Here is a 19,708-nt window from a genome sequence, read left to right as displayed (position 1 = left end):
AGGTCGCTAATTAGCGTATAGATAATTCTATATTCACGGTAGTTCCCTCGTTTATTGCTGAATCAATCTCTAGATTTCCTTTCAAAAAGGACACTCTACTCTCCATATTGTTCAGGCCGATACCTTTCTTAGTTTTCAATATACTTTTATCGAAACCCCTGCCATTATCTTCCATGGTAATGAAAAAGCGATTTTCATTTTGACTACATTGCAACACAATTTGGCTAGCCCTTCCATGACGTACAGCATTTGTCAACAACTCTTGTATTATCCTGTAAATACTCACTTGTACCTGTTCAGGTATATCCTTTTGTATAGCAAATGCCTGAAAACTTATGTAGGTTACCTCGTTTCTAAAGAAATCACAAAGATCTTCCAACGCGATCTCTAAACCAAATTTGATAAGCGCCATAGGCATCATATTATGGGCTATACGGCGCAATTCTGTCAGTGAACCATCAACCTGATTAATGATGCCGCCTAAATCCTCTACAATTACATTGGTTTCAGCTCTCGCCTCCAAACCCGAAAGATTGATCTTTACATTGGCAAGCAAGCCGCCTAAACCATCATGCAGATCTCTTGCGAGGCGTCGGCGTTCTTTTTCCTCTCCTTCCAGCAATGCCGAACTATACTCAAGCTGTCGTTGTTGTTCGGCTTCCTTTAATTGCTGTCGATAATTTAGTTCCTTTTGTTCCGACAACTTTTTATTATTCCGGTAATACCATAACGAGAAAAAGGAAGCTAACAATAATACCAGACTTAAAGCTCCTAATAGCCAGTTAAAGAGACGATTGTTACGGGCTTCCAGTACAGTTCGATCATTCTCCGCTTTCAATTCGCTGATTTTCTTTTCGTTCTCTGCATTTCTAAACTTGACTTCCAGTTCGTGTATATCATTTTTCAGTTTACTCGCATTCAAACTATCACTCAAAACACTATATTGCTTTAACCAGTTATAAGCAGAAGACATATCTTTCAACCTTACATTCGTTTCCGCCAATCCTTCATAAATTTGCAATCTATTTACGGCAAGTGACATCAATTCCTTTCGATTTAATAGCTGATGAAGTACTTCTTTTGCTCGTTGATAGTCTCCGTTTTCATAGTAGACATAAAATTTTTGGAACACCAAACTCTGCTCGTCATAGGTCATGTTTAGCTTTTTTGCTAATCCGATTCCTTTATCCAAACTTTTCAGCGCTTTAACAGGGGCTCTAACTACGGTAAAGTACATTCCTTCTATCATATAATAGCGCAGAAAATGTTCAGACTCGGGAAAAGGAGCGAGTAAAACACGTGCGCTATCCAGCATCGCTTTTGCCTTCGGGTACTTTTCCAGAAAAACATAATTTTCAGCATTAGTAACGTAGGCTTTCGCCAATAATCCGGGCTCAGCGTGTGCATCCTTTAATGTCTCAATCGCCTTCAAGCAGTATTTTTCAGATTTCTCCAGTTGCCGTTTATTTTTGAAAACAATCCCCATTGCCAGGTAATTATCACCAACCAGCGAATAGTCGCCGGACTTTTGGGCAAACGGAATGGCTTTATTTACTAAAATATCGGTGAAAGCCTTTTCGTCATCATCCAATTGTTTCCACAAACCGATCTTCCGCCAAATTTTTGATCGAAATAAATAAACATCCCGACCTGTATATTTGCGTAAAGCGTCGTCTGCTTTTAAATAAATGTCCTCACTTTTTTTCCTTTCTTCTTCAAAAGAACCTTCAAAATAATAACGTATTCCCTGTAGATAAGGGTAGTTACGGCTCAATTGCGTTCCTTGTTCAAGGTATCGCTTTGCTTTGATTGTATCCTTAGCGGACCAATATTCAGCTAAAAGAAAACTTGTTCGTGCTTTAACACTATCAGACGCGGTGCCTTTCAAAACCATATTTAAACTGTCCCTATATTTACTATGATCAAGTGGCACTTGTGCCAGACATACAGTTAGGTAGTTTAGAAAAAAGATTAAACAAAACAGGTTGCGAAGCATATCGGCAAATTAAAATCGATTACAATCGTTAAAAATATTTAAAATTTACCGAAAATGGAATTTCCTTAAAGTAAACTCCCGTTGGTGGATTCGCCTTTAACATAGAGATGAAGGAATAGCCTTGTTATTTTCAATTTTTAGATCATGCTTTTGGAAAGTCCTGAGCCATCCGCCACGTCCTGCAGGGTTCTCCGCTGATTCATCCTTAGTATCCTGATGCGGTCGCCCAAAGCTAAAGATGTTAAAACATGCTCTTTAGGACTTCTATTTCGTTTTTCACTAAACATCCAATTATTAACAAGCGTAAAATAAAAGTTAAGCTTATTTGATCAAACCATCTCCGTCATAAAATATTCTTCATCTACGCTATGCAGTAATGATTAAAAACAGCCTCACCAGTCCAGTTTAATAAGCGCTACCGCTTGTCGTTTTAACGACAACGGCACAAGGGCTTTGCCCGCGTTTATATCTATTCTTTTTTCCAAAATGCACTTTAGTTTACCCGCTTGCTCAAGCGTTGAGATTTGCTGTTGACTTGGCTTTTGCGGTGAGCCCATTTTTTTCCAAACTTCGTAAGAATTACTATTCTCGTCGTCAATAAGATACAGATGGAGCGTGGCATCCTTAGCTGGTACATGCGCTAAAACTACATTCACAATTTCGGCAGGCCCCTGTTCATCGGCATCGTGATAATTCCAAACCATCACCGCTGCTGATTTTACATCTTTAGTAGCCAATGCGCCAATATCCGTTTTTGGTCCACGCACACTGGAATCAAGTACCGTTTCAAGTGGATACATTCGATTACTCTCTACTGATATACGATCGCCTTTCATCATACCAAACATTCTGAAAACATTCAGTACCGGTTTATCAACTCCATTGGTTGCCAAATCACGGAAGCCGTAGAACCAAGGTTGATTTTCAAATTCAAAAGACCAAGATACCGCGCCCAGAAAATTCACTTTTGCATCATCAGCTAACAAATACTTCCTTGCGAAGGAAGCGGCAGTATAGCTCGAATACATGGTGCCATTTCGGTAAGCATTTTCAGGGTTCGTTGCCATACCACATGCTGCACATCCTTCAGGATCTGATTCACCGATAATAAGCGGCAAATGTTCTGTTTCAGGATAAGAAGACGCTATGCGGAAACCCGCAGCAATATCACGCATTTGTGGCGACATGTTCATCACGACCTTCCCGTCTACCAGCTTGGGTGAACCTTTAGCATGAAAAAGCAAGGCTTCCAAGGGTGATCCCTTTTTTCCCGTGGCGTAATTGGTACCGGAAATGCAGTGCTTTATAAAATTATTCATCCATTCCATAGCACCTTTACTCGAAGTGCCCGCGATATTAGGTCCTCCAATTTTAGCAGTTGGCAGTGCGCGTTTAACACCATCCGCCGCATAATCATAAAGCTTAAAGAACTCATCCTGACTAGCCATCCAATAATGGCCATTAGGTTCGTTCCATACCTCCCAATACCACGTTTCTACCTCCTCTTTTCCATATCGCTCCACGGCATGTTTTACCCATTCGTAAACCAGTTCTCGCCATTTATTGTAATCTTTTGGAGGATAGGCCCACCCGGTAATAATATCGGTATAAGGATCACCGGGCTTCCAACGATGTCGATAAGGTTTTGGATTATTTGATGATAAATCTTCGGGCATAAAACCTATTTGAGCCAAGGGTTTCATTCCTCTCTGAATATACGTATCAAAAATACTGTCAATAATTTTCCAATCATAAACAGGCTTCCCATTTGCATCTTCGGTATACGCATTCGTTGAGCCCCATTTTAAAGCAGCGGTTCCATCGCCACTTACCAATAAGCTGTGTGTACGGACATATACCGGAACCGGACTTAAATCAGCCAGTTCAGAAAGAAGCTTTTTGCCATCTTTCATATAAGTATAATTAGGTTCATCGTATCCAAACCAGGCCCATATCGGTTTCATCGGAGCTATCTTTTTTTGAAGATCTACTTTGATGAGGTTATTAGTAGTTGAAGTTTGCCGGGCTTTTGCATTTGTGGATACAATTGCAAAAAAAACAAGAAGTAAATAGCTAAATGTGTTTCGCATATCTATGATTTATAAGTGGTTGAAAAATCATTTATAAAATTGGTATATTTTATTATTCAATAAAGTTGAATAAATGTAATAACATTCCAAACTTTATCCAGCTTATAAATTTATTAGTTCCGTCAAAGCACCTCTGTATGGACGTAGATTGATGGAAAATATGTTAAATAGTTTAATAGCTATTCGTACACTCTTTTATTCCCACCTATTGAAAAGCAAGGTTCCATAGCCTGGGTGATCGGCTCCAAATGGGGCCCCTTCCGGCCGCAGGTCCTGTAGTACCTGAGAAGTAAAGGGCATTGCCAAGCCTTTTCTGTGTACGTAGTGATTGAATGCAATTTCAAATACAGATCGGAAATTTCCTCTATTCTTTGGAGATATGGCCTCTGGTGTGTAATCTTGATAATTTCTTTCCCCGTAGTCATACCAAAGCACGTAAGGCACCTCATTTCCCAAGTTATAATTGGCTGTATATTCATAACCTCTCATAAGAGCATTATTAGAAGCCTTGTATAAATCTATTCCTTGGTGATAAGCCATTTCAGCAAGTTCAGCTAATGATCCGAGCGCCAGCATGGTATGCGGTTGGTCTCGATTGCTTTCTTGCAGTTGTCCGGCGGTAGATACTACATAATTGTCGATACTTCCATTGCCCTCACCATGATAAAAGTAAGTAACAACTCGATTTATCATTTCCCGATCTTCGGTAAAGATGGCAATGGCCATCAATGCCTTCATACAAATAATATCCCAGTTGCCATGGGCATAGGGTCTGAAATTCTGTAAAGTCGGATAAAATACCTGCTTTAGCATAGTACCACAACGCTGGATAGAGGCTGTGGGCCACTGTGGATAAGTCGATCGCATGATTTCGGCAGCATTTGCTAAAATGAAGCCATAAAGGCCGTTCAACTCAGCATCGCCACCGATGATGCCGGTGGTAGTGGAAGCGTAAGCATCAATAATTTCAATCGATTTTTGTGCATTAGCGACATTACCCGTAATATTCCACATCAAGGCATTGTAATAAGCAGCCAGGAAATCATTTTCTACTCGTGATTTCACCGCGCCTCCTCCTATCCCGTCAACGGTTTGACTTGCATCTCTTGTAAGTTTTGTAAAGGGCCCCGCCATAGTAAAGGAAGCTGAGGAACGGCCATTCGCGGCCAACAACTGATAGCATGCATAAGCATTTGGCTTTTGGTCGGCAACTAAGGAACGAATATGATTTAAATCCGCCATTGTATGTAACATACCCGGATGTTTGAACGGTGCTGTGAATTGAAATGGAGCAGGGTTTGGTGCGCCAACCTTTTGACGAAGGTCTTCGACGGATTTAAAAGTACCCACCCAATAAACCGGATAGTCAAGTTGCCGGTTAGCCAATTGGGCAGCAGTTAATTCAACATCCGCTACCTTAAATTGGAAGAGCGATAAGTTAATGTTGCTGTCAAGGGGCAGTGCGTTGCTGCCGAGTTTCCCTTTGCTCAGATCCCAATAATAAACATTACCGGAAGCCATTTTGATAACTGTATGGTTGTTATTACGGTTATCAAAAGCACCGAGATTCGTATCGAAAAAAAAATTACTTTTAGGCGGTTTTGCCATTTTAACGGCAATTATAGGATAGTTGCTAATATTAAGTACCGCTCCGCCAACGCGCTGTATATCGCCTCTAAATTTTGTGGTTCCGGACATTGTTACCTGCATGGCACCATTCAATAGGGCTACGGTGGCACCATTGGTTGGCGTGCGCCATGTCAAACTATCCAATTTGCCGAAATCGTCAAAAAAATAACCATCTAAATGCTCTTCTGCACCCGGGTTGACAGGATGTAAAACTTTTTTACAAGACAACGATAAGAAAATACTTGCAAGAACGACAAGTATACTTTTAAAGTACATGTTTTTCATCATCTAATCCGATTAAGTTTATAATATCTGTGGTAGCAAGTAAAACACCAAACCCAATTATGACACGCTAAAATAGTGCACGCTTACCGCCGTTTTTTTATAATGGTTTCATCAAAACTAGTAATCTAAACCGGTTCAGGCAATTGAAGAACGGAAGCAGAACCAACTTAATCTTAAAAACAAAACAGCACAAAAAACTATTAATCAACACAGTACGAGATAAATTCCTATAAAATCATGATAAGAATCTTAAGGAATATGATAGAATAACTTAGTAGATTAAATAGCGTATCTAAAGGTTAGGCTTTGGTTTTAGGGCCTTAGGCACTAGGTTATTAGTATTAGTATTAGCTTTTAGCTGCCGGCAGCCAACTTTTGTCGGTGTCGCAGTAAAGCGGTTATTATTACTAATAAGAGTCTATAGGCAATAGGCGATCGATTTATTTTAAAGAATTCTTTATTTCATTCGTAATAGCGACAGTAACCTGCAGACAGCTTTGTTGTTTCTTTTGCAAAAAACAACCGCAAATGCCTACTAGTGCAACTGCCGCTAATCCTATTTAACTATGCAAAACACCTCAATACCCTGGGTTCTGTTTAAGCTTACTATTAGTCAGTAACTCAGAATTTGGAATAGGAAATAGTTTTCTATAATCCGCGCTTGGATCGTGCGAAAACCAAGATTTCTTCGTAAATACATTAAAGCGAATCATATCTTGCCTACGGCGTCCCTCTTGTGTAAACTCCCAGGCCAGTTCATCTAAAAATCTTCCATATTGAATATCAGCACCGCCTTCATGTGTATTCGCATTATTATCTCGCCTACCATAGTCATAAGCGCTTCCCTGCAAGAGTTGGGCGCCGGTTACTTTGGCCTTCTCCGGGCTTGCTTTAAAATTACGGGCCCTTACCTCTGTTACAAGGGTCGCCGCTTCATCCTGTCGGCCGGTTCGCAAAAGCGATTCTGCTTTCATTAACAGGACATCCGCATACCTAAACAGTGGCCAATCGTTACTCAATCGATTCGTTATTCCCTGGGCGTACTCAAACTTACCCCAGCGTAACCCATGCACCTCTTGTGATTCGTCCATACTTGGCACCTCATTGATATAAGCAAGAGGCCGCCCGGCAAAGGCTCCCATTGTGCAATTCAATGCGGCACCTGTAGACGAATATTGCTGTCCCTGTATAAAATTAGTGACTAAGCGATTGTCATCCGGATCAAAAGAATTAATATATTGAGGCGTTACACAAACTCCTCCCCAGGGGGTAGCTGTGAAATTGTACGTTGCCTGATTTGCAGGCTGTAACGTATACATATGAAAATCGAAAGCATTCCAATCGCTCACATAATTTTCGTCAAATGCCAGTGCCATAATAATTTCAACAGAGCTTTCATTATGTGTAGCAAACACATTAGATTGATTTCCCTCCAAAGCATATTTATTCGCCTCTATAATGCGGTTGCACGCTTCAATACAAGCATCATAGTTTCCTGTACCGGTATACACTTCGGCATTCAGGTATACCTTAGCCAACAAGCTGTATGCAGCCCACTTATTAAAACGGCCATAAAAATTACCACCTACCGTTTCGCTCAACTGATCGATATTTCCTGTTATCTCTGAAATAATGAAATCATACACTTCCTGTCGCGTGTTCTGTTCTGGCAAGTAACCTTCCGGTACATCAAATTGGGTTACAATAGGTACATTACCATAGAGGTCGCATAATAAATAATAATAGGAAGCACGTAGCACCTTTAACTCGGCCAATATTTGTTCGCGGGTATCTGGAACTTCAATAGCCCCCGATTCGATCTGATAAATTATGCGATTACAACTATTCACACCTACATATGTTCGTTCCCAGCAATTCCGCACCACCTCATCTTCAGAAGTCCATTTATGCTGATGTAAACGTTTATAAACACCACCATCTACCCAGCCATTGGGTCGGGCGGGTAATACGTCCTGATCAGCGGTAAGCATTTGCGCTCGAACGACACCATTCCATAGAAGCATGGTATGTCGCCATGGAACATAAGCGGATCCTATTAGCGCAATTAGATCGTCACCAGACGCCACAAATTCATCTGCGATAACCCGGTCGTAAGCATCGTCTTTCAACTTCGTACAGGAAAGGTTTATGATCAATGATGATAGCATTAAACCGATTAAGAATATCTTTATTTTCATCTTTATTATTTTTTAATGGCTGATGAGAGCTCGAGTAAATAATGACTGCCCCGTGTGTCAATATTACTTACATCTCGGCTTCATCTTTATTATTTTTTAGCATTTCTATAATATCCATGTACACTTCGTTCCTTTAAAAGCTAACATTTGCCCCGATCGTAAAGGAGCGTATCGTCGGATATTGATCTCGGTTGTCATAACCCGGATCAAGGCCTGCACGGCTTACTTCCGGATCGATCCCTTTATAACCAGTAATAATGAAGGTATTTAAACTGGATGCGTAAACACGCAAGCTCTTGACTCCCTTCCACTTATCCGATTTAAAAGTATAACCAAGTGTAATATTATCTATTTTCCAATGATCACCATTTTCTACATAATAGCTATTAAATTCGCCGGGGACGAGCTTGTTCAAAATTGCTTTTCCATAAATCTTGTCGTAGGCTGATTTTAAACGATTGTATTGCTCTAAGTTTGTATTCTCATAATACATCCGTGCACCGTTAATAATCTGATAACCAAAGGCGCCACGCATACTGATATTCAAATCAAACTGCTTATACTGGAAGGAATGATTCCATCCCGCATACCATTTGGGGAGTCCATTACCGATTACTTTTTTATCTTCGAATGCGCGCGGAAAGTCGTCATAAGCTACCGGATTTCCGTCTCTGCCTTCATAGATCCATTTTCCGTCGTCTGAAATATCAATTACTTTAAAGCCATAGAAATTACCGATCTTATCGCCTACACGCACAATGTGAGACTCAGTCTTAACCGGTTCGCTGATCCATCCGGTCATAAAATAATCGCTTGACGACTGATATAGTTCGTTAGACAAACTGATCAGCTCATTGCTGTTTGTTGAAAAATTAATGGAGGTCGACCAGTTAAATTGCTTCTTTCTGATCGGGTTAAAGGATAGAAGTACTTCAATCCCTTTGTTGCGCATTTTTCCTACATTAGCCCTCGTTGTTTTATACAAATTAGGCGGACTTGGTACCGCGTAATCATAGAGTAACCCGTTGATATCCCGATTATATACATCGATGCTCCCGCTTAACCGGCTGTTGAACATGCTAAAGTCCAAACCGAAGTTGGTTTCGTGCTTTTCTTCCCAACGTAGATATGCATTTGGATTTTGTGACGGAGCCAAGGTTTGTATCCAATTACCATTAGAATAAAAGTAATCGCTATAGTTAAGCAAGGCAACACCTAAAAACCCTAAATTTGGTTGACTTCCCGTTACACCATAACCTGCGCGAAGCTTCAAATCATCAAATATTTCCTGATATTGCATAAAAGCTTCCTTGGTTAATCGCCATCCCAATGAAACAGCCGGAAAAGTTCCCCAGGGATTTTTGGTGCCGTACAGCTGACTTGCCGCCTCGTGCCTTACACTTGCTAATAATAGGTATTTATCTTTGTAAGCATACGTGAGGCGTCCGAAAAAACTAATTAAATTCGTTGTTGTACGAGAAGTCGTCTCTTCAGTCAAACCTTCTTTTAATGCTCTACCGGCACCGATGTTATGGTAGCTAAAGTTATCGGTTGGAAAGTCCCAATTCGTCATCCTCTGCGAGGTATAATCTGTTTCCTGATAACTATAGCCGCCTAATAGATTAAACGTATGGTTATTTACTTCCTTGCTATACTGTGCTGTAAGCTCCATCAGTTTGGTCATATTTGCATTTGAACCGACGGCGGCAAAACCATTTCTTCCGTCCCTTAACGTGGAGATATGATTCTTGGTTTCATAATAGCCCCCATTTTGCTGGCTCTTCACATAAGATAATAAGGCGTTTAATTTCAAGTCCGAGATCGGCTTATAACTGATATTACCATTATAGCGCATTTCAGAAATTTCCTGCTTTCCATCACTTTCATACAAACGCGCGAGTGGATTTTCGTATTCAAATAAACCAGCTTGTTCCTGCCATTTGCCTTCTGCATCATAAATAGGAGCCGTTGGGTTTCTAATGATAGCTTGCCTATAAACATAATTATTGAAACCATCATTATCACCAGTAGCCGTATAATTGGTCTGATTGCCAATCATACTAAAATTTACATTCACCTTGTCGTCAAACAAGGATTGATTGATTTCCAGTCGGCCTTGAAAGATGTTGTTATCCGACCGCTTAAATATTCCTTGCAAAGCACGATAATTAAGACTAGCAATGTAATTTGTTTTATGATTCCCTCCTCGAAAGGCCAAATTATGTACGTGGCTTATAGGGTTTCTAGTTATTTCATCCAACCAGTCGGTTGATGCCCCCAAGTCCCACGAAGCATCGCGCTCACCGGCAGCAATTTGGGTCCTATAATCGGCTGCCGTTAGCATATCAAGACGGCGGCTGATCTGCGAAGTGGTAGCATACACGCCGTAGTCAACTTGGTTGATTCCATCCCCTTTCGCTTTCTTCGTAGTAATAAGAATCACCCCATTTGTTCCTCTTGTACCATATATAGCGGCGGCCGAGCCGTCTTTCAATACGTCCATACTCTCAATATCTTCAGGTGCTACCGTATTAAACGTACCTGGAACACCGTCTATTAACACCAAAGGATCGGAATTGGCACCCAATATGGTGGTATTTCCCCGCAATAGCACCTGCGTTTTTTCAGTTGGATCACCACTGGGATTGGTAATAGTTAAACCAGCTACCTTCCCTTGAATCAACTGACCAGCATCCCGCACAGCGCCTTTTAAAAAGTCTTCCGATTTAACCGTTGCCACTGAGCTGGTAAGGTCACCTTTACGCTGTGTTCCATAACCGATAACTACCACCTCTTCCAGGTTATTTTCGAGACTTTGCAATACAACTTTTAAGCTATTGGTACCTGTAAGGGGTATTTCCTGCGCACGAAAGCCCATATAAGAAAAGATTAGCAGCTTAGCATTGTCAGGAACCGCTAAACTGAATGTTCCGTTTTCGTCGGTCGTAGTACCTCGATTCGTTCCATCAAGTCGTACACTAACCCCTGGTAAAGTACTCCCATTTTGATCCCTTACCACCCCGTTGATTTGGCGTTCCTGTGCAGGTTTTGCGTCATTTATTTCTTCTTTCTTAATCGACTCCGGAACAGACTTATCTTTCTCACTGATGATAATGCTTTCGGCACGCAGCTCATAGGTAAGCTTTGTATTCGCTAAAAGATGATTCAAGACTATAGCAAGCGGTTTTTCCTTCTCGTCGACCTGTAGCTTAGGATAAGCTGCGACCAATTCTTCGTTATATATAATCCGTAAGCCGGTAAGCTTGCCTACTTCCTCTAATATGTTCTTTAGGGAGGTGCCGTTTTTGTGAATGCTTATCTTTGTTTCACTTAACGACTGCTTTTTTCTAATTGTACCTACAGCAAACATTGGTAGCTGTAAATACAAAACAATACATAATAAACTAATTATATCCCTCCGTTTTTTTATCAACGTGGGCATTTTAATACAGATTTCCATATCTTTAAATTGTTCGGTTAATTGGTATAATTTCTGAACGAGGCATGATGAAGTGATTCGCGTTACAAACCATGCCGCTGGGAGCAGAGCACTGTGTTCTGTTCCCCTTTTTGGTTTCATTTCATTTTCTTATCTCATTAATGCATGTTTAGTACAGGGTTACTTGATTATTAGCCCATTTATAATTAAAGTTGTTGGCTTTTGCTAGTTCATAAATGACATCGGTAGGTTTGTCCGAAAGATTAAAGCTTGCTGAGAACCTGACCTTTCGTAGCTTTTCACGGTGAATATCGATCTGTATTCCATACACTTGCATCAGTTTGTTTGCAGCATTTTCAAGTGTTTGCCCCTCAAAATAAATCCGGTTCCAATTACTTATTGACAAGGCATCTGCCGGTTCCTTCATGGGTGTTTTATTGCTGACGATCAAGGCCCGTTCATTCGGTTTTAAATAGAGCGGTTTATGCTGCCCCGCTACCTGCTTCGATGTTACGGCGACTTTCCCTTTCCTAAGTGTTACAGCATCCGCCGCCTCTTTTATATTGATGTTAAAAGCTGTACCGAGAACCAAGGTTCGACTGTGCCTTGTTTCCACTACAAAAGGCTGGTGCTGATTGGCTGCTACATCAAAATAAGCTTCGCCTTTTAGCAATTGTACCCTTCTCTCCTTAACCCCAAACTTCTTTGAATAACTACATTTGCTTTCGGCATTTAGCATAATGATTGAACCATCCGTCATTCGGATGCGGACTTTTTGATTTTTAGAGGCCTGCACAACATACTGCTCTTCGTAGTGTTCCTTTGTGTTTTCTGTCCAATAATTAAGCCCTAACGAGAATAGACAGATGCAAGCAGCACCCACTAAGGTCCTAGCCGCCGTCCGCTTATATTTATTAATGCGAATCTGTTTATCTATTTTTTCTTTTATGAATTGCGCGCGCGTTAAGTAAGCATCTTTCCCTTGGTAAAATGCATCCGCTTCTCGCTGTTTAAGCCATGCGTCAACAAGTGTTCGCTCCTCTTCAGAAGCAGTATTGTTTAGGTACTTCTTTAACAGATCGGCTAGCTTATGTGCATCCATAAAGATTAATTTCACATAAGTCGTAGGAAGAGGCGATAGGTAGTATAAAAAATTTATTTTTTATTGCACGCCATTCACAATGATAAATAGCAACAGCATATCGTTCCAAAAAGGAGTAGTAGACAGTTTATAGCGCAGGTACTTCAATGCATTATTGATCTGCTTTTTTACGGTTGTTGGAGCGATATGTAACCTATCCGCAATTGTTTTATGATTGAGTTGTTCGTTCCGACTTAGGTCAAAAATCTCTTTTGTCTTTTTGGGCATATTCCTCGTGCAGGCCTCCAGGAATGCAGCTAACTCCTTTGCGGATTGTAATTCGATTGGTGAAACAGATTGGTTCGGAAAAACGTGGCGTTGTTCAAAAGAACGTTGTTTCACCTGTTTGCGAATGACGTCGACGGCCTGATATTTAGCACAGTTGAAAAGGTATGTTTTTAAAGACTCTATAGGAGGCAATCGCTTTCTTCGTTCCCATAAGGAAACAAATATATTTTGCAATAAGTCCTGTACCAACTCCTCGTCCATCAACAATTTACTCAAATAATGCAAAAGCATAGCTGAGTAGCGATGATATAACGTATCGAAAGCATGCTTATCACTATTGGTTAACATAGCAATCAGCTCCTTGTCGGAAAGGAAATGATATTGATTCGTATGCATCGTCCCCAAGGTTTATACAGAAAATGGTTAGTAAACGACTATTAAATGTCAAACATACGATTATTTTTTATACATGCAAAAAAGACAAAAAAATTAAGGGTATAAGAATGAATGCATCCAATTACTGCAAAACCACGTGCTTTATATTTTTCCGATCATAGGTATACAAGACATGAATCAGGCCGTCACTCGTTTGTATAATCGCAGGGTAGCTATATTCTTCATTCGTACCATCTTCCAATACAGCAACATCATTCCACTTTTGGCCGTCCATCGAGCAGGCAATGCGCAGTTTTCCTCTATTGTTGAACCACTCCTTTCCAGGTACATCCGGATTGTATACGATCAGTTGGCGTCCGTCGCGCAAGGTAACGGCGTCCGTTCCGGAATTTGGATTTAAAAGGGCGGTTTTATTCAGCGAACCCCAGTGTAGTCCCCCATCTTCAGACCAAGATTGGATTACTGATCCTTCTTTGCTTCGACAAAGTACTTGTAATCGTTGATTCTTGTAAGTTAAAATACTTGGTTGAATTACATTATACTCGGAGGCAGTATCTATGGGTATATATTGCCAGCTTTCACCGTCATCCTTTGATAGTTCAATATGAGCTCTCCATTTATTTTCGGTAACTTCTACACTAGAGGGCGATAAGATATAGCCATTAGCTAACTGAATCGGCTTATTTTTGATCGGGCCTAGGATTCCATCGGTAAGTTTCTGCGGAGATGACCAGTTTAGCCCGTCATCGGTTGATGTTTTTACCATTCCCCACCATGCTCTCGGATTGGGTCCAACCTTATAAAACAGAAAGGTTTTCCCCGCTTGTGATTTAAATAAAACGGGATTCCAGGTTGGATAACGTAAGGTATCATTTACGACACCATCAGCTATTATTTGGGCCGTTGAAATCTTTTCGCTGTTTATTTTGCATAGCCAAATGCTCACATCTTCCTTCCCTTCTTGCGAACCTCCAAAACAAGCCGCCAATAAGATACCCGGCTTTACTTCCAAAAGTGTAGATGCATGACATTCCTTAAAAGGAGGATTGGTAAACACCAGTTCTTGTTTAATAATTTTCAACCTCTTCTGGGCGTAAAGAGCTAAGAAAGGAAAAAATAGAAGAGCAGACAACAAAGACAGCTTTTTTAACATATTGAAATTGTTAGAAAGGCTAAGTTAATACTTATCGTTTTATAAGCAAGCAACTAACAAAGTCCAAATAACGTCCAAATGCTAAAAAGTAACTGTTAATCGGTTTTCTGTAGCAAGCATCCGTCAATTAAAATGCACATGCTTATGAACATTTTTCTCGAAGCGATCCGCAATAGCGAACACAAGCGCAATACCGTTATCCAGGTTAATAGTAATGGCATTTTCCTGTTCCAATGTATCGGCAAAGGTATCGATTACATAGTCTTTATGCATATAGTGTCCTTCGTCGTTCACGTATTGATTGAACCATGTTAAAAGTTCCGCGAAGCTCCTGCAAGATACTGGGTTGATCAGGACGTCAGGATAACATCTTCTAATAAATCCTACTGTATACATAATCCGGTTTTTAATATTTGCAAACCTAACAATATTTGTACGCGCTCACCGAGAACAACTGCCTCGATCATCACTCATTTTTTCACAAATAAACTGTATGATTTATGCAAAATAAAATTTTTTACACAGAAATGCCTTGTTGTTACACGAAAGTTCATTTCCTCGCTTCGAATTGTTTTTTATACACTTTTTAGGTTGCCTCAATCTGTGCTAAATTGTGATAGTCGAGAAGCATCCTTACCTGTTCTTCCTAGCCTCTGTCATCCAACATTCTAATAAATTTCTAATCACTTTCCAATATATCTTTAAGTTCTCTCGACATAAATAATGCTATCTTTGTCGACATAAAAAAAAATAAAACAAAAAATGGATACGGGCCCCAGTTACATAACAGGAGAACGCGCTCATTAAACCTGCTGCTTCTTTCAGCTGTGTGGTAATTAATGAGCTGCATAAGCGAAAGGAGCGATGACAAACAAACTTTCCATCAACCTTCGCATTTCTTTTTGAACGAGTTATCAAGTAAAGCGTTGATAACGCTTAATGGTTCCTGCTTTCAACATTGCATTGTTTATCTGTAAATCATCAAGAAATGAACACTTTTCAAGAAATTCACCCTGCAGACATTGCTGAGCAAATCACTTTATTTGACAGCAAAGAGCGAAACATTGCCTTTCTCAAATTAGCTGGCGAACAAAAGACAGCTGTATTTTCGTATCTGACAATTGATCTACAAAAAGAGATTATTAAAAGTCTGGGAGATAAAGAAGTAGCTGAGGTATTGAACAATTTAGAACCAGACGATCGTACATCGCTATTCGAGAGCTTTCCTGACGATCTTATTAAGCGAAGCATTAACTTATTGAATGATGAGGAAAAAGAGGTTGCGTTAAATTTAATCGGATATCCGGCAGATTGTATTGCGCGGTTGATGACACCCAACTACGTGCAAGCGAGAGCCGAGTGGACTGTACAGCAAGTTTTTACACATATCAAGAAATTTGGAAAAAAGGCAGAAACGCTCAATCATATATACATAGTCGACAAGGATAACAAATTGATTGATGATCTTCGCATTGGTCAGTTATTGATGGCCGAGCCCGACGATATGCTTCGAAAATTGATGGATGAGAGCTTTATCGCTATCACTACAACCACCTCCATTGAAACTGCCTTGGACATTTTCGAGAAGTACGATCGCGCGGCGCTACCCATTACCACTGAAAAAGGTGTGTTAGTCGGGATTGTTACCTCCGATGATATTTTGGATAAAATGAAAGAATTGGATACCGAAGATATTCAGAAATTCGGGGGTGTTGAAGAACTGGATTTATCCTATACCCAGACGTCGCTCGTCGACTTGGTAAAAAAGAGAGCAGGCTGGCTTATCATCCTTTTTATAGGTGAAATGTTTACAGCTTCTGCTATGAGTTTTTTTGATTCCGAAATTGAAAAAGCAGTTGTATTGGCTTTATTCGTTCCGCTCATTATATCCAGTGGGGGAAATTCGGGATCACAAGCTGCATCGCTCATTATACGAGCTATGGCTTTGGGTGAACTAAAACTAAAAGATTGGTGGTATGTCATGCGAAAGGAAATGCTATCGGGTTTATCTCTAGGTATCATCCTCGGCACCATTGGATTTTTGCGGATTTTTATTTGGCAACAAACCGGTATCTACAACTATGGTACTTATTGGATCTGGGTAGCCTTAAGTGTTTCCATATCACTCGTTTTCATTGTACTTTGGGGTTCTTTATCGGGATCACTGATTCCTTTTCTTTTAAGAAGAATAGGCATGGACCCCGCCACGGCCTCTGCTCCTTTTGTGGCTACACTCGTTGACGTAACCGGTCTAATCATCTACTTTTCTGTAGCGGCCCTTTTTCTTTCAGGCAAATTACTTTAATATAGAAAGGGATGCTTTGGCATCCCTTTCTATATTAAATCAACCTTTCGGCTACTTTATCCCAATGTACCACATTCCACCAATTCTGTACATATTCAGATCGGCGGTTCTGATATTTTAAATAATAGGCGTGTTCCCACACATCCAACCCCAGCAAGGGAGTCTTTTGAGCGGGTCCCATCAATGGATTATCCTGATTGGAGGTTGAAATAATTTCCATTTTTCCCTTATGATCGACCAACCAGGTCCAACCCGAGCCGAAATGGGTAACAGCAGCCTGTGCAAACTGCTCCTTAAATTGTTCAAAAGAACCAAATGTAGCTTGAATCATATCGGCCAATTTGCTTGGAGGTGTTCCTACCTTTAGCGTCATGCTTTCCCAAAAGAAATTATGATTCCAAGCACCTCCTGCATTATTTCGGAGCTTGTCCGAATAGCTTGCTACATCCTTAAACAAGTCATGGGCTGTCTGCTCCATAACATTTTCGGCAATTATTGCTTCATTGACTGATTTAATATAGGCCGTATGATGTTTTGTATAGTGGATTTCCATCGTCAAAGCATCGATGTATGGTGCTAAATCCTTATAAGTATACATCAACCTATCTTGTGTAAAAGATAAGCGTTTCTGTGCTTCGTTTTCAAGTGCTGATGCCTCTTCAACGTCGAGTAAAGAACCCGCTAGTATCGTCCCTACGAGGCCTTTGCCTGTGTTTTTTATAAATTTTCTGCGTGTTAACATCTTATTACTGTTAATTTTTCCTTAGGTAGTCATAGATAGCTTTTGCTTCTTCCTCCGTCAATTGCTGATTAATCATGGGTGTTTGATAATGCTCGTACAAAGCCTTCGCCGCCGGATCTTCGGCAATCATCTTATCCGGTGCAAGCAACATGTTCAACACCCATTCGGGGCTATGCCTACTTGTTACTCCTTTCAGCGGCGGCCCTACGATCTTTCTGTCCATTTTATGGCACATGGCACATTTAGCCGTAAAGAGCTCCGACCCTTCATTCACCAGCTGGGCATTTATGCTGCCGGGTTTGAACGCTTTTATTGGGCCCACACCTTTATTGGTTAAATCTGCAGGTGACACTTCTGTTTTCTTCTCTGTATGCTGTACTGCCGATGTTATCGCTTTACTCCTATTATCACTTTCACTTCCGGCGTTCTGATCCGTTCCACCACAGGCTAATAGGAACAGTTGCGCAATTAAGGATGGCACGATAGCCATCCATTTATTTCGTGTGATCATTGTTTTTGTTTTTAAGTTCTTTCGTCAGTCCATTGTTTTCCTTTAGAAGTATCTCCATGTCATCAATCAATTTTGATACTTGTTCATCAACGGTTCCGTCGTAAATTCCCCGTATTCGTCGATCTCGATCCACCAAGGCAAAACTGCCACTGTGGATATATCCTCCCGGGGCCTCTTCTTCTTCTGCGGCTGCAGCGAAGTAAGATTTCTCAGCCAACGTATATACCTGTTCTGCCGGTCCGCCCACAAAATGCCATAGGGAGGTGTCCGCACCAAGCTTCTCCGCATACTTTTTAAGCACGGGAATACTATCATGCTTTGGATCGATACTATGCGAAAGGATCGCTATTGAGGGGTTTCCCTTAAAATGAGTGGCTACTCGTTGCAAGTTCTTCGACATAATGGGACAAATGGTTGGGCAAGTTGTAAAGAAGAAATCGGCCACATAGATCTTGTCTGCAAAACTATCATTACTGATCCACACGCTATCCTGGTTGCGGAAACGGAAATCGGCAATTCGATGAGCAGCATCACCGTAGTAAGGTAACTTTTCGTCCTTACAAGCTCCCAAAAAGAACAGGGTGAGAAACCCTGCTACATATAATAGATTCTTCATAAACAACTATTCGCTAATGTTCACCTTAAACACAATGGGCTCTGTTGATACAACCTTTCCGTCTTTCAATAGACTTGCCTGCACCTCCCACAAACCAGGCATGCCAAGATTTATTTCTCCCTTATAATAGCCATTACCCGTAGCTTTGGCATCTTGATTGCCTTCGGAACCATGGCCCATATCCGGCATATGTGTTTTCAGTTGGATTTCATAACCGTCAAAAACAGCCGGATATTCATTTTTACTAATACGATGAAGGATAAAATGCGCCGGTTGCTTCCCAACTTTCACCGAGTCGCTGTTCAACCACGACAAAAAGAAACGTCCATCCGCCCCACCGTCGAAAGCAATGGTGCGTGGCTTTTTCAACTGTTTTACCTCCACCGGAATGCTCACTCGATTTTGATTAGCATCGGGCTGGTCGACCAACAAGCTAAGCGTCCAGCGATGGCCACTTTCTGATGATGAAGGCATAATAAACACCACTGCCCCCTTAAAAAAACCATTTTCTGTTTCGTCATTTGGTTGTATTACCGGTGCTCCATGAGCCATCATCCCCATTTTCATTTCAGGCAGGATTTGTAAGCGCGCCTTCTCTATTGGCCGGCCTTTCGCATCGTTGAGTTTTATAAAAAAGGATTGATAGGTATCGTATAATGAATCGCTAGCATAAAGCGTAGCTGAAAGATCGCCGTCAACCGACGCCCCCTCCCCCACTTTGATCAAAGAAGATTCATCAAAAGATGTATTAGCTACGGTTTGACCATGATCGTTCTCAGCTACGTGAGTCTGTGGATTTTGATTACATGATAGCAGGAGGAGCATTAAAGATATTGTCGGTATAAAAATAAATTTGCAATGTGTTAACATAGTCTTTAAAATAAGTTTAGTTATCTAAGCCCATTAGGCAGCTTTTGCCCAGGTAAAGCAGCCAGACAACCGTGTGATTTTATATTTTTGATATACTCGGCTTATAAAT

The 19,708-nt window shown here is 40.8% G+C and carries 14 protein-coding genes; 1 reads left to right on the top strand and 13 read right to left on the bottom strand.

Features of this window, described 5'->3' with window-relative positions:
* Positions 1-10: 10 nt before the first annotated feature.
* The 9 genes from M1D52_RS10135 to M1D52_RS10095 form a co-directional block, all read right to left on the bottom strand.
* A complete protein-coding gene (locus tag M1D52_RS10135) occupies positions 11-1,894 on the bottom strand; it encodes a sensor histidine kinase (protein WP_437363582.1) in 1,884 nt (627 codons plus the stop codon).
* Between the two features lie 494 nt (positions 1,895-2,388).
* The gene (locus M1D52_RS10130) at positions 2,389-4,086 is read right to left on the bottom strand and encodes a GH39 family glycosyl hydrolase (RefSeq protein WP_437392484.1); all 1,698 of its coding nucleotides are present in this window, start codon (positions 4,084-4,086) and stop codon (positions 2,389-2,391) included.
* 195 nt (positions 4,087-4,281) lie between these two features.
* Positions 4,282-6,003 (bottom strand): DUF4979 domain-containing protein, encoded by a 1,722-nt coding sequence (locus M1D52_RS10125; protein ID WP_437392483.1) that lies wholly within the window; start codon positions 6,001-6,003, stop codon positions 4,282-4,284.
* Between the two features lie 575 nt (positions 6,004-6,578).
* The gene (locus M1D52_RS10120) at positions 6,579-8,198 is read right to left on the bottom strand and encodes a RagB/SusD family nutrient uptake outer membrane protein (RefSeq protein ID WP_130855346.1); all 1,620 of its coding nucleotides are present in this window, start codon (positions 8,196-8,198) and stop codon (positions 6,579-6,581) included.
* A gap of 133 nt (positions 8,199-8,331) precedes the next feature.
* Positions 8,332-11,778 carry a SusC/RagA family TonB-linked outer membrane protein gene (locus M1D52_RS10115; RefSeq protein WP_437392482.1) on the bottom strand — a complete coding sequence of 1,149 codons (3,447 nt, stop codon included), beginning with the start codon at positions 11,776-11,778 and terminating at the stop codon, positions 8,332-8,334.
* Between the two features lie 28 nt (positions 11,779-11,806).
* Complete coding sequence (locus tag M1D52_RS10110) at positions 11,807-12,739, bottom strand: FecR family protein (RefSeq protein ID WP_437392481.1); 933 nt, start codon at positions 12,737-12,739, stop codon at positions 11,807-11,809.
* Positions 12,740-12,799: 60 nt separating this feature from the next.
* Positions 12,800-13,402 carry an RNA polymerase sigma factor gene (locus M1D52_RS10105; protein ID WP_437392480.1) on the bottom strand — a complete coding sequence of 201 codons (603 nt, stop codon included), beginning with the start codon at positions 13,400-13,402 and terminating at the stop codon, positions 12,800-12,802.
* Positions 13,403-13,523: 121 nt separating this feature from the next.
* Positions 13,524-14,555: a sialidase family protein gene (locus M1D52_RS10100; protein ID WP_437392479.1), complete on the bottom strand. Its 1,032-nt coding sequence runs from the start codon at positions 14,553-14,555 to the stop codon at positions 13,524-13,526.
* Positions 14,556-14,678: 123 nt separating this feature from the next.
* Positions 14,679-14,951, bottom strand: coding sequence for a hypothetical protein (locus M1D52_RS10095; RefSeq protein WP_013667531.1), 273 nt, complete (start codon positions 14,949-14,951; stop codon positions 14,679-14,681).
* A 592-nt stretch (positions 14,952-15,543) separates the two neighbouring features.
* Between M1D52_RS10095 and mgtE the strand changes: the two genes are divergently transcribed.
* Positions 15,544-16,860: a magnesium transporter gene (gene mgtE / locus M1D52_RS10090; RefSeq protein ID WP_437392478.1), complete on the top strand. Its 1,317-nt coding sequence runs from the start codon at positions 15,544-15,546 to the stop codon at positions 16,858-16,860.
* 34 nt (positions 16,861-16,894) lie between these two features.
* On the opposite strand, the gene M1D52_RS10085 is transcribed toward mgtE, so the two are convergent.
* The 4 genes from M1D52_RS10085 to M1D52_RS10070 are packed head-to-tail and all read right to left on the bottom strand — an operon-like array spanning position 16,895 to position 19,599.
* Complete coding sequence (locus M1D52_RS10085; RefSeq protein ID WP_437392477.1) at positions 16,895-17,602, bottom strand: superoxide dismutase; 708 nt, start codon at positions 17,600-17,602, stop codon at positions 16,895-16,897.
* 10 nt (positions 17,603-17,612) lie between these two features.
* The gene (locus M1D52_RS10080; protein WP_437392476.1) at positions 17,613-18,113 is read right to left on the bottom strand and encodes a c-type cytochrome; all 501 of its coding nucleotides are present in this window, start codon (positions 18,111-18,113) and stop codon (positions 17,613-17,615) included.
* Positions 18,097-18,729, bottom strand: coding sequence for an SCO family protein (locus M1D52_RS10075; protein ID WP_013667535.1), 633 nt, complete (start codon positions 18,727-18,729; stop codon positions 18,097-18,099). The genes M1D52_RS10080 and M1D52_RS10075 overlap by 17 nt, the downstream gene beginning before the upstream one ends.
* A gap of 6 nt (positions 18,730-18,735) precedes the next feature.
* A complete protein-coding gene (locus M1D52_RS10070; protein ID WP_437392475.1) occupies positions 18,736-19,599 on the bottom strand; it encodes a FixH family protein in 864 nt (287 codons plus the stop codon).
* Between the last annotated feature and the right edge of the window lie 109 nt (positions 19,600-19,708).

The organism is Olivibacter sp. SA151, assembly GCF_054130995.1.
Note: the sequence above shows the minus strand (reverse complement) of the source record. Positions and strands in the feature narration are given on the sequence as shown.

Coding starts and splice junctions, on each gene's coding strand:
- M1D52_RS10095 (WP_013667531.1), bottom strand. CDS start 14,951: ATGTATACAGTAGGATTTATTAGAAGATGTTATCCTGACGTCCTGATC.
- M1D52_RS10070 (WP_437392475.1), bottom strand. CDS start 19,599: ATGTTAACACATTGCAAATTTATTTTTATACCGACAATATCTTTAATG.
- M1D52_RS10100 (WP_437392479.1), bottom strand. CDS start 14,555: ATGTTAAAAAAGCTGTCTTTGTTGTCTGCTCTTCTATTTTTTCCTTTC.
- M1D52_RS10135 (WP_437363582.1), bottom strand. CDS start 1,894: ATGGTTTTGAAAGGCACCGCGTCTGATAGTGTTAAAGCACGAACAAGT.
- mgtE (WP_437392478.1), top strand. CDS start 15,544: ATGAACACTTTTCAAGAAATTCACCCTGCAGACATTGCTGAGCAAATC.
- M1D52_RS10130 (WP_437392484.1), bottom strand. CDS start 4,086: ATGCGAAACACATTTAGCTATTTACTTCTTGTTTTTTTTGCAATTGTA.
- M1D52_RS10120 (WP_130855346.1), bottom strand. CDS start 8,198: ATGAAAATAAAGATATTCTTAATCGGTTTAATGCTATCATCATTGATC.
- M1D52_RS10080 (WP_437392476.1), bottom strand. CDS start 18,113: ATGATCACACGAAATAAATGGATGGCTATCGTGCCATCCTTAATTGCG.
- M1D52_RS10125 (WP_437392483.1), bottom strand. CDS start 6,003: ATGATGAAAAACATGTACTTTAAAAGTATACTTGTCGTTCTTGCAAGT.
- M1D52_RS10075 (WP_013667535.1), bottom strand. CDS start 18,729: ATGAAGAATCTATTATATGTAGCAGGGTTTCTCACCCTGTTCTTTTTG.
- M1D52_RS10105 (WP_437392480.1), bottom strand. CDS start 13,402: ATGCATACGAATCAATATCATTTCCTTTCCGACAAGGAGCTGATTGCT.
- M1D52_RS10115 (WP_437392482.1), bottom strand. CDS start 11,778: ATGAAACCAAAAAGGGGAACAGAACACAGTGCTCTGCTCCCAGCGGCA.
- M1D52_RS10110 (WP_437392481.1), bottom strand. CDS start 12,739: ATGGATGCACATAAGCTAGCCGATCTGTTAAAGAAGTACCTAAACAAT.
- M1D52_RS10085 (WP_437392477.1), bottom strand. CDS start 17,602: ATGTTAACACGCAGAAAATTTATAAAAAACACAGGCAAAGGCCTCGTA.